Annotated in this window: 4 protein-coding genes; 1 reads left to right on the forward strand and 3 read right to left on the reverse strand. The window is 56.4% G+C overall.

Features of this window, described 5'->3' with window-relative positions; all coding sequences use genetic code 11:
- Positions 1–273: 273 nt before the first annotated feature.
- Positions 274–8748, reverse strand: coding sequence for a leucine-rich repeat protein (locus tag QNJ86_RS10525; protein ID WP_283832580.1), 8475 nt, complete (start codon positions 8746–8748; stop codon positions 274–276).
- A gap of 721 nt (positions 8749–9469) precedes the next feature.
- On the opposite strand from QNJ86_RS10525, the gene bfr reads away from it, so the two are divergent.
- Entirely contained in the window at positions 9470–9934 is a 465-nt protein-coding gene (bfr, locus tag QNJ86_RS10530; protein WP_283832581.1) for a bacterioferritin, read from the forward strand.
- 332 nt (positions 9935–10266) lie between these two features.
- On the opposite strand, the gene moaC is transcribed toward bfr, so the two are convergent.
- Together moaC and moaA are read right to left on the reverse strand one after the other, a co-directional pair.
- Positions 10267–10770, reverse strand: coding sequence for a cyclic pyranopterin monophosphate synthase MoaC (gene moaC, locus QNJ86_RS10535; protein WP_283832582.1), 504 nt, complete (start codon positions 10768–10770; stop codon positions 10267–10269).
- Between the two features lie 205 nt (positions 10771–10975).
- Entirely contained in the window at positions 10976–11977 is a 1002-nt protein-coding gene (moaA, locus tag QNJ86_RS10540) for a GTP 3',8-cyclase MoaA (protein ID WP_283832583.1), read from the reverse strand.
- Between the last annotated feature and the right edge of the window lie 77 nt (positions 11978–12054).

The raw sequence follows: 12054 nt of genomic DNA on the forward strand, positions 1-12054 counted from the left end.
CGCGCGGAGTGCGAAAGCGCAGGTCATGGTTGTGTTCTCCGCCTGCGGCGGAGAGGGCGCTTCGTGAAGCGCCCCTACGTAGGTTGCCGAACATGTGAGATAGACCTACGAGTACGCGCCCTCGTCATGATGGTAGGGAGAGAGGCATCTTGTGGCTTAATTAGTAGCGCGGAGTGCGTCGCGCTTTTGTGCGACGTGGCTCCCCTTGCCGGGTGGGTGACGGCAAGGGGAGGTTTGCTTGGCGGGTTCGCTTGGTTGGGCGGGTCTCACTTATTACATAGGTCTCACTTGGAAGGTGAGGCGGGCTAGGTCGGTTATGAGGCCGTCGCCTACGTAGGTGTAGGTGGCTTCAGGTGGGGCGTTCATCTGGATAAACAGGTTCAACGTGCCAGGAGCGCTGGCGCTGGTGGATGCGGGAAGCGTGAAGCCGGTGGGCTTTTCGGTTCCGAAAGTCAGCGACGTTGAGGTGTCGGGGTCGGTGGCGTCTCTCACCACTATTTTTGTTTTGTCAAGCGAGACAGCGTCAATCAGTTGTTCGGCGGCACCCATTTTGGTGCATGAGATTGTGCTTACCGCAAGCGGCACGGCGGAGTATGACTTCACCTGCGCAAGCGCGGGCTGGATGGCGCCTGAGGCATCCAGCACCATGACCGCAGAGGTGGGCGCGTCAAAGCTGATACGCATCACCAGCTTGCCGTAGAGTACCGTATCAGCCGACACCGAGGCTGAGCCATCGGCATCGAAGATGAAGCGTATGGTGCACTCGGGGTCCTTGTACCAACCGTCGAAGCCGTAGCCGTAGGGCACAGGAGCAGCCGGTGCGCGGAAAGTGCCGGTGGCGTCTGTGACTATCGTGGTAAAGTCATCCCAGTTCAGAATTGGGCTTGCAACCTCATCGGCCGACACCACGCGCGTCTTGAATGACACTTTCTTGAACCCCTCGGGCAGCGAATCATTTTTGCTCACAAGCTTGCGGTGGTGCTTTTGCAGCCAGTATTCTGACGTCGCAGCCGCATCGCTTCCGGCAACAACCGAGAGGGATGTCAAGTCATCACCGGCGTAATAAGTTGTGAGTGGAGTGCTAGCCGTAAAATTATTCGTCGTAAATATTGGCTTAGCGGGATCAACTTTATCTTCAAGCCCAGTAAGCACAAAAGAAGATGGCAGTGAAGTAAGGCTGTAACAGTCCTTAAATAGGTGTGAAACATTAGTCAACACAGAAGGATTTTCAAATTTGAAACCCTCAGGCAAAGACGAAAGCGACCTGCAATGTTCGAACATACTTGCAGCATTTTGCATCGACCCTGGAATCTTGAAAGACGATGGAAGGGAGGCAAGAGACGAGCACGCATAAAACAGACCGGGGGCTTCCGTGGCATTTTCCGGAATCTTAAAGCTTTCTGGTAAACTTTTCAGGCTAAGACAGTTGCTCAGCATCCAACCAACATCGGTTACTGCTTCTGGAATAGCAAAGCCAGCAGGAAGTGACTCGATTCCGCTAAACTCTAGCATGGCATAAACGCTATTCACAGAAGTAGGGAGAGTAAAGTCAGATGGAAGCTGCTTGAGGCTTGCACAATGGCGAAACATGCTTCGAAGGTTCTCAGCGCCGTCAGGGATAGCGAAATCAGAGGGAAGAGTCGCGAGCGCAGAGCAGTTGTGAAACATTCTCCAGAGGTCCTTAGTTCCTTCCGGAATAAAGATTCCCTCCGCATCGACAAGCTGGGGCATCTCGCAGAACCAGGCCATCAAGCTGGTGGTTTTTATATTCTCATCCATTACAACCCTTTTAACCGAAGAGCGCACGGGTCCCCAGTAGTTAAAAAGCCACACATCGTTATCAGTGGAGGTCCACAAAGAAGCGATAGTCTCCCCCGGAGCACACCAGATGGACAGCGTGCCGTCGGTGGTGAGGCGCCAGCCGGCAACTGCGGGGTCGGCGTTGGTGGCGTTGCTTTCGGTAGGCAGCGGACCGGAAGCGGTCGCGTAGGAACCGTAGAGCGCGTACGGCTCTGTGGTCACGCCGTTCTCGACGAGGCTCTTCGTGAAGTCGAACAGCTTGGTGCAGGTGGGATCGGTGTACCAGCCGAGGAAGACCCGATCAATGCGATAGGGTGCCTCGTGTGGCGCAAGCATGCCGCCCGCGTTCGCTATGGGAACAAGATAGGGATTATTCATGTCGTAAGTGCCCGTGACCTCATCCGGCAGCAACAGCTTCACCTGCGGGCGATCGGCAGGCAAGCTTGTCGTAGACAACAAGTTGCGATGCATGAGAGTTTTCCAATAATTGTCTTTCGTATAGCCTTGCGGAATGAGCGCGTTCACATCATCGGAATAGTAAGTGTCAAGTGGCGCTTCGGCCGTATAAGTTGTAAACGCGAACATGGTACTCAGGCCCTCAGCCACGACACTTTCCCCAGAAGCCGTGGCACTGAACAGGTCAAGCTTCAACGAAGCAGGCAGCGAAACGAGCGATGGGCAGTCATAGAACATTCTACTCACAACGATATTTGCACGTTTGCCTGTCTCGTCAAGGTCAAAACCAAAACCTTCAGGCAGCGTCGTCAACGCTGAACACCCGCAAAACATCCGCGTAGCTTCCGTGACCGTAGAAGGAATGGAGAATCCAGTCGGGAGAGCAGTGAGCAACGTACACCCGTGAAACATATATCGACAGGCTTCCGTACCCTCAGGCAGAACAAATCCATCAGGCAATGTCTTCAAATTCTTGCAGTCCTTGAATAACCACGACGCATCGACCACCGTATCAGGAGTAAGCAGGCGGAATCCTTCGGGCAGTAGCGAGAGAGCAGTACCTTCAAGCATTGCTCCAAGGTTTGTCGCTGAACTTGGGATAAAGAACGTGTCAGGCTGCTTCTCCAGCGAGTAGCAGAACCTAAAGGTTCGGAAAAAGGAATCCAACTTACCCGACGTTGGAATGACCAGGTCATTCGGCAGGTTCTTCAAATTGTCGCAGAAATCAAACAGGGAACAAAGACTGACCGTGTTTTCAGGGATAATGAAGTCAGCCGTGACGAGGTTGCGCATGTTGCCAAACCACGACTGCATATCAGTTGCCAGCACATCGCTTTCCATGACAATGCAGGTGATATCTTGTCGATAGGGGCCCCAGAAGCCAACAGACCAATAAGCGTCAACATCCACCCTGTCGTTGTAAATATCCCAACCAAGGTCACCGATGGATGCGCCGCCCTCACAACCGACATAGAGCGTTTTATCGTTGGTAATGTACCACCAGGCCGTGCCCTGCCCGTTTTCCACCGGCAGGTAGCCTTCCTCCCCTTCTGACTTGTACTTGCCACCATGGGTTATGCGCTTGCCGTAGACGGTGACGTCACTGGTGGCGGGGATGGCGAAGTTGAAGGGCTCAAGGCAGTCGGGGTCAGAGGACCAGCCAGTGAAGCCGGATTCGGATTGCAGTTCGGCCAGTCGTGGCACGGTGCCAGCGGCATCCGTGAGCACGGTGGCGTAGGTTTTCCAGGTGCCGTCGTCGTTCGCCAACTTGTAGGTTACTTTGTGGCCGCGGCCAGCGGGGTCGGTGATGAGCACGCGGTTTTGACTCGCCCAGTCGAAGGCGAGCACGGCCTCGTTGGTACCCGAATAGTACGTGGGCAGCGGCGTTGTGGTAGTTGCGGGGTCAACGTAGAAGGGATGGTATTTACCCTTGTCCCCCGACTGACCCCCGAGTACCGCATCGGCCGCCAAGTTTGCCGGGAAATTGAAGCTTTCCGGGAAGTACGTGAGCTTGTTGCAACCAAAGAACAGACCATTCATACCCAGCATAGAATCGCTTGCATCAATATCATCAGGCACCGAAAAACCCTCCGGCAAGGCCGTGAGCTGCGAACATCCATAGAACATACCCGTTGCATCCACTCCTCCGGAAGGAATAGTAAACCCAGCCGGAAGCGACACAAGAGATGACCCCTGGAAAAGATAGCGCGCATTCTCAATGCCCTGCGGCAGCAAGAACCCATCGGGAACGTTTTGAATCTGAGTATTCTTCAGCAGACAGCGCGCCGACTTCAATGTGGAGGGTAGCTTGAAGCTTGACGGCAGCGAAGTAAGCCCACTGCCTGAGAACAGATAGGCGGCATTCTTTGCACCTTCGGCAAGCGTCAAGTCTTCCGGAAGAGAGGTGAGCAGTTGCGTATTTTCAAACATGCCGAATAAGCCAGTAGCACTTTTCGGAATGTGCACTTGCGAAGCATCGGTTAGTTTTACCATGTTCCGGAACCAGAAGTCACACACCTCGGCATCGAGCGATGGCTGCATAGCAATGGCCGTTATCGTCGTGCGGTAAGGATACCAACGCGGATTGCTTTCAAGATCCCACACTTCATCAGTAATGTACCATCCGAAGTCGGCTACCTTGCCGGTGCCTCGCAGATAGAGGGTGGTTTTGTCGCCGTCTTTTCCGATGGACCACCAGGCAGTACCCTGGTTGTCTACCGTGGGCAGGATGCCTGAGCTGGTGGCGGTATTGCCTGTGGCTGCAGCGGCGTAGCGGCCGTAGAGTTGGTAGGTGCCGTCGGCGGCTGCTTCGACGCCGTTGTCAGCCAGCGACTTGCCGAAGTCGTAGCGCTGCGTGCAGTTCTGGTCGGTGTACCAGAGTGTGAATACGTGGCCCGCGCGCACAGGAGCGGCAGGTTCGGGCATGAGACCAGTTTTAGCGTTCGGCACAAAGGCGGTAACGGTTTCCCATTGATCCGCAGCTGTTGTTGAGGGCACTTGGAACTGCACCTGGCCCGCCGTACTGGGCGTAACAAAGCTGCGATTTTGGGCAGTCCACCAGGCAGTTCCCTTCCCAGTGAGCGCAGTGTCGACGCCAGCATAATAGAGCGGAAGCGGCGAAGTACTCGTCACGCGGAACATGTTGTCTGCCGTGGCCGTCTCCGGCATGGTGAAGTTTTTGGGCAGAGTCATCAGCCGCGGACAATCAGAGAACATAGCCTGAATGTTTATGCTGGTAGCTTCTTTGGGAATGGCAAAAGCATCTGGCAAACTTTCAAGAGAGGTGCACCCAGCACACAAAGATGAAGCATTCGTCACTGTTTTGGGAATGCTCAACCCCACAGGCAGCGACTCAAGCTTTGGACAGTTCGCGAACATGCCTTGCATAACAGTGAGTCGAGAGTTCGTAGGAATAGTAAAGCCTGTTGGTAGCGATGTAAGCTCCGTGCAGCCATTGAACATGTTGGCGGCGTCCGTCACGCTGGCAGGAAGCGTAAGACCAGCGGGAAGCGAAGTAATCTTTGGACACGTGTCGAACAGGCGATTTGCTGAAGCGACACCCTCAGGGATATACATACCGGACACGTCTTCCAGGTTGCCCATCCGCCCAAACCACTGGGCCATGCTTTCGGCCTTGAGACCCTCAGACATAACAACTTTGGTGACGAGTGGGCGCACATCTCCCCAGTAGCCGTTCCATTTTTCGTTGCCATCAGTGCTGCACCAGCCCAGGTCTTTGATGACGCGACCAGGAGTGCAGGTGATAGTGAGGACGCCGTTTTCAAGTTTCCAGGAAGCCTGCGATTCAACCGACGTAGCCGTGCTGGGGTCAGCACCTTCGGCGAAGCTGGGTAGCGCGCCATGCGAGGGCGCGACGGTTACCGTGGTTTCAGACGTAGCAAGAACCGTTCCAGCCGGGTCACTGCTGGGACCGGTATACACCATGCTTGCGGTAGCGGTGAAGCTGCCCGACGCACCAGCCTTGCCTGCAATCGTGAGCGTGCGACCAGCGTCGCTGGTTGAAGGCGTGCGGGTGGCAAGCGCATCAGCGCCCTCCGAGAACGTCCAGCGCACTTCAATATTACTCGCGAACTGGGAACCCACGGGAATTGAGAGGTTCGTGGACAGCGTTGCTGCTCCCCCGTCGTTGAGCACGCTAAACGAGGCAGGAAGGCCTACATCATGCTTGATAATCGTGCCTTCATTACCCTGCCAAAGAGTTGGGTCGCTACAATAAACCGAGACATCACCGTCGGGTGTTGTCAAAACACTACTATCAAGCTGTATATCGCTTGCAGGGGGCAGACAGAGAATTTCGCTTCCGTGAAAAACTCTGAATGCATTACGATCGAGCAGTTTTATGCTTGACGGGATTACCAATCCCTGAATTCCTGGTCTATCTTTAATGGCACTCCGCTTAATTGTTTCAACGCCACTGGGTACCTCAAAAATAGTGCTTCTCACAGTACCCAAGTCGACGAGACTTTTTCCATCTGCGCTATACAACGCCCCATCAATAAGTTTATAGGGGAGATTTTCACCTAGCTCTATAGTCTCAAGACTTGGACAAGCAACAAACGGGGCATTCAGATAAGGTTTACCAGCAGCTTCGCCCTTGAGCGAACTGGGAAAAGTCACTCTACGAAGGTTGTCGCACATCTCAAAACAGAGCTCGCCGATGTATTCAACTGAATTAGGTATTACCAACTCTTGCAGGTTATCACAATCGCGAAAAACCGATGACTTTAACTGGGTTACGCCTGGCATGATAGGCGTTTCAGACAACCCAGTTTGATTGAATGCCCTTGTTTCAATGATCTTGATAGTTTCCGGAAGTTCAATTCGCAGCAAATCGCGGCAAGCGTTGAAGCCACTTGCAGTAACGCTTGTAACCGTATAATCAATACCATTATTTATCACCTGACGAGGCACAACAATAGCCCCAGCAGGCCTTTTAGCAATGACGGTAGATGCACCAACGGATACTTCATACGAACCAGTACCCTCGTCAGCTTTAGTGACAGTATATTTGAGCCAGGTGCCGTCTTTGCCTTGCTCGAAGTAGTCGGTGGCGGCTAAGGGCGTTATGTCGTTGGTTGCTTGTGCAGGTGCGGGTGTTTGCTGCTCAAAGGTGGTACCGAGCAGTGGGTTAGATGAGGTAGCTGAGAGGTTCATGGTGCCGGTAAGCATTTGGGGAGTTACGGCAACCTCGGTAGTGGAAGCTAAGGATTGGTTGGTGGACTGTTCGAGTAGTTCAGTTGAGACGATGTTGGAGGTCTCCGAGGGAGTGGAGGCTTGCTCACCCGCTGGGTTCTCGGAGGCGGGGACTGTTACTTCAACGGTGCGAGTAGCGCGCGCGAGTTCGTGGCCTTCGAGGGTGAGGGTTGCGGTGACCTCGGAGGTGCCTTCGGCTTTGGCGGTGGTGGTGCCTTGCTCGTCAACCGAGAGGGGCTTGGCGGCGTAGGAGAAGGAAAGCTCCACGGGACTCGGAGCTTCACAGGTGCCACCTTCGAAGAGGTTGGCTTGCTGGCCTACTTCGAGACTGAGGGGTTCTTCGGGAAGAGTCAGACCATAGGGAAGCAAATGGTTATTATTGGCGAGGAGGCCCAGGTTCCAAGAGTAGAACGCGAGTTGGCTGTCGCCGCTCGGGATCTCTCCACTCGCTTCGCTCGGTCGAGATGACAAACTGGGGCAATATACAGACAAGTTGGCGCAGCCTGCCAAGGCGTCGTCGGCTACTTGCGGGGTGCCGAGAGCAACGATACGAGTCAGGGACTCACAGGAAGCGAAGGCGCGAGAACCGATTGATTGGACACTCGCGGGGAGCCAGATGTCTGTGAGACTTGTGGCTTCGAAGGCACGCTCGCCTACCTCGTGCAGATTCGCGAGGAGTTGAATGTCAGCGAGGTTCGCACAGCCGGCGAAGGCAGCTTCACTGATGGAGGTCACGGTAGCTGGGAGGGTCACACTTTTGAGCGTGCCGCGGTTCGCGAAGGCGTTCGCGGCGATGGTGCTCACGCGGTACGACACGCCGTTGATCTCGGCGGATGCGGGGATCTCGAGGTCAGCAGCGGGATCTTCTGCACCTTCCCAGGTGACTGTGAGGGTGTAGTCGTTGAGAAGCGTGAACACGAGACCGCTTGCGGCTTCTGCGTCGGCTTCCGGACGCGTTGTTGCGCCGGGTTCGGCAGGCTCGGCAAAGTGTTGGAAGCCAGCTTGCTCCCAGATAGCTTTACTCTCCCCTGCTGGGAGTGCCACTACAGCGGAGGCTTTGACTTCTTCGGTGAAGGCCGTCGGGTTGATCTCACGCACGTTCCCAAGCGTGGTGATTGCGGTCAGGTCTTTGCAGCCAGCGAGAGCATACTCGCCGATGGTTTCCGTTTCAGCAGGTAGCACGACGGCATTCCCGATAGCCGGCGGGCAAGAAACGAGGGCCTTCAAGTCTTTAGTGAACAGCATCCCGCCCTGCGTAATGAATGCGGCGCTGCCATCCCCGGCAGTGAGTGAGGAGCCCATAAGATAGCATCGGGACAATGCCTGGGCGGGAACAGTAGTAGTAGAACCGGGGATGTTGGCAGCACCCTCCATGCCCTCGGGAATGAGCAGGAGACGCGTATAGTCTTTGGTGAAGAGCATGCCATCGTGCGAGGTGAAAGCCGCGTTTTTGGCGCTCACAGTGATTGATTTGAGAGAGGTGCAACCCATGAGGGCATCGGGGTCTACCTCGCGCAGGGTTGCAGGAAGCGACACGGAAGTGAGTTCCGAACACTTCGCGAACACATTCTTCGCGATGGCAGTTACCTCGTAGGTGGTGGTACCACTGGTCACAGAGGCAGGCACCGACAGGTCACCCTTCGGCGGTGTTGCAGCCGAACCCACAAGGGTTGCCGTCTTGGAAGTATCATCAATTTCGAAAACAAGGCCATCGCCCACGATGGAGACAGCGCCCGCGTCTGAGGGCAACACGACCGTGCCTGCTACCTGGCCGGACACATCAGAAGAACCCGCAACCTGTGCAGGAGCACTTTCGTTTTCGTTTTCGTTGGAAGATTGGTCGAGTGGGACCTGTTGGGAGAACTGAGCGGTATTGCCGCCCGCGTTCGAAGATTCAGTAACTCCCTCAGCGCCTGGAGCGCGAGAGGTTTCCGGGGCTATAGGCTCAGAAAGCCCCCCCCCCCCGGAGGTTTTCGGATGTTGTGTCTGCGAATGCAGGCAGAGTACCGGTCGTCAGGGCACACGCAAGCGTCACTGCGCACGCAGCCCTGCCGAGCCGTACAGCTCGACGGTTACAATTCATTCCCTTGTCCCTTTACTCCAAAAGCCAGTGCATTTCCCGATGCACATACCCCACAAATGCGGGATATATTCGGCATAGTAGCACGCGACGAGGGATTGTGAAGGGCCGCAGACCTCGCCCAACACAAGGAGAACCCAAGAACAAGGAATTGATAATCGCAGGTAGAACACACCTCGCAAGCACAAACGAGATAATTGTTGAAAGCTTATACAATTTCACAATTTCTTCACAAGAGCCACCCTTTATCTTCAGCTTTTGCCGCACTGGTCAAACGCCTGAAGATTGCGGTATGGCGACGGGTGGGTTGCGGTTTTGTGTGGGGAGGCTTGCTGCGCGCGGGCGACCTACAATGGGGGGACTGCGGAGGTTCGCTTGATGGGCGGCCTCCCCTGCCCTCCCCCAAACAAAGGAGTTGCCATGAAGGGAAATCCGGAACTTATTAACACGCTGAACAGCCTGCTTGCCGGCGAACTTTCCGCCATCAACCAGTACATGGTGCACGCGGAGATGTGCGAAGACTGGGGCTACACCAAGTTGCACAACCTGGTTGAGAAGCGCGCCATCACCGAGATGAAGCACGCCGAAAAGCTGATCGAGCGCATTTTGTTCCTGGAGGGCACGCCCATTGTGTCGCACCTGAACGACATTCACATTGGCGCCACCATCCCCCAGCAGGTGGACAACGACCACGCGGACGAACTCGACACGGTGAGAGATTACAATGAGGCCATCGTGCTGGCCGGCGAGGTGTTAGATTACGCGACGCGCGACATCCTCACTGAGATCTTGCAGGACGAGGATCGCCACGTCGATGAGCTGGAAGAACTGCAAGATCAGATAGAGCAGATGACGCTCCAGGTGTTCCTCTCCACGCAGAACTAACGCGCTTCCCCCGCCTTTAGGGATACTGCATCAAAGGTTCCCTTATAGGTATGCTGAGCCGCAAGGACTCTGCCCTTGCGGCTCAGATTTAGTAAACTTGCACGTCAAACGTGCTTGTCGAGGCGAAGCGCGAAAACCCAGGTCAACCAAGGTGCTCCGCCTGCGGCGGAGAGGGCGCTTCGTGAAGCGCCCCTACGTTGATTATCTTTTTAGTTAGGTTTATTGTACATGCAAGCGCCCTCGCCATAGTGAAAGGGAGGGCAACCCCTCGTGGCGTATTCGTTTGCGCGAAGCGCGTCACACTTTTGTGAAGCGGGAGTGTGGCAGTCAGCTTACTGGCGTTCCCAGAGTCCTGTCTTGCCGCCGTCCTTCTTCAGCAGGCGCACGTCGGTGATTTCCATGCCGCGGTCGACCGCCTTGCACATGTCGTACACCGTGAGGCAGGCCACGCTTGCGGCCGTGAGGGCCTCCATCTCGATGCCCGTCTTCCCGGTAACGCCGCAGGTGGTGGTCACATGAATACCCACACGGCCGTCTTCGCGCTCACCTGCGGTGACGGGCGTGCACTCCACCTTCGCCTTCGTGATGTTCAGCGGGTGGCACATGGGAATGAGGGTGCTCGTCTGCTTCGCGGCCATCACGCCGGCCACGCGCGCGCACGCCAGCACGTCGCCCTTGGCGGCTGTGCCGTCCACAATGAGGGCAAGCGTCTCCGGCATCATGGAGATGAAGCCTTCGGCTACTGCCACGCGCTCAGTGTCGGCCTTCTGTGACACATCCACCATGCGCACGTCACCCTTCTCGTCAATATGGGTGAGATTCTGCTCGTCAGACATGGGTTTTCTTCCTTTCAAAAAAACTAACTCATTGGTAGTACGCAATATCCCGACTAATCATGTCATCCTGAGCGGAGCGCCGCAAGGCGCGGAGTCGAAGGATCCCGTGTGGCGCCAGCCGTACCGTTTCTTGCTATCGCCGCGCGGGATCCTTCGACTCCGCGCTACGCGCTCCGCTCAGGATGACAACCAGGAGACTTTCGACCTACCCACCAATCTGGGACATGCCGCGTTCGGTGCCTACTTTGTCGTGGTGTTCGTCGGGCTTGGCACCGAGGGCGCGGGCGAACACGGTGCGTGCGGCGTCCTCGTCGTCTGCGCGCAGGGCCGAGCGCAGGTCGAATTCCTCATCCGAGAACAGGCACGGACGCAGCTTGCCGTCGGCCGTGAGGCGCAGACGGTTGCACTCGCCGCAGAAGTGGCGCGACAGCGGCGAGATGAAGCCCACCGTTCCCTGCGCGCCCGGGAACTGGAAGTAGCGCGCCGGGCCCCACCCCAGCGGCTTGCCCTCGCCGGCGGGCACCAGTTCAGGCATGCCTTCCGCACGTGCGCGCTCGTTGATGATTTCGAACAGCTCTTCGCTTGGGACGACGTCTTCCTTACCCCAGCCGCAGCCGTGGCTGCCGGAACTTTCGCCCACGGGCATGTACTCGATAAACCGCACATGCAGCGGCCGATCCACCGACAGCCGCGCGAATGCGAGGTAGTCCTGGTTCAGGCTGCGCACGGCCACCGCGTTGATCTTCACCGGGTTGAAGCCGGCCGCAAGCGCCGCGTCGATGCCGTCGAGCGTCTGCTGTAGCTCGCCGCGCCGCGTGATGTACTTGAACTGGTCAGGGTCGAGCGTGTCCAGCGAAATGTTCACGCGCGAAAGCCCCGCCTGCTTGAGGTCGTCGGCCATTTTCGGCAGCAGCACGCCGTTGGTGGTCATAGACACGTTCTCGATGCCGGGCGTGTCGGCGATGGCGCGCACGAGGTCCACCACACCCAGGCGCACCAGCGGCTCGCCGCCGGTCAGGCGGATGCTGCGGATGCCCATGGAGGCCGCGACGCGCACGGCCCGCTCAATTTCCTCGATGCGCAGAATGTCCTCATGCGCGAGCGCCTGAACTCCCTCTTCCGGCATGCAGTAGATGCAGCGGAAATTGCACCGGTCGGTGAGCGATATCCTCAAATAGTCGATAGTACGACCATGACTGTCTTTCATAACGGCCGTGCTCCCTTCTCGTCTGAGAATAGTATAGGGCATACGCCCCAGGTTGCGGCGCACAATTTGCGTGTGGC

The sequence above is a fragment of the Gordonibacter faecis genome (assembly GCF_030077735.1).
Lineage (GTDB): Bacteria > Actinomycetota > Coriobacteriia > Coriobacteriales > Eggerthellaceae > Gordonibacter > Gordonibacter faecis.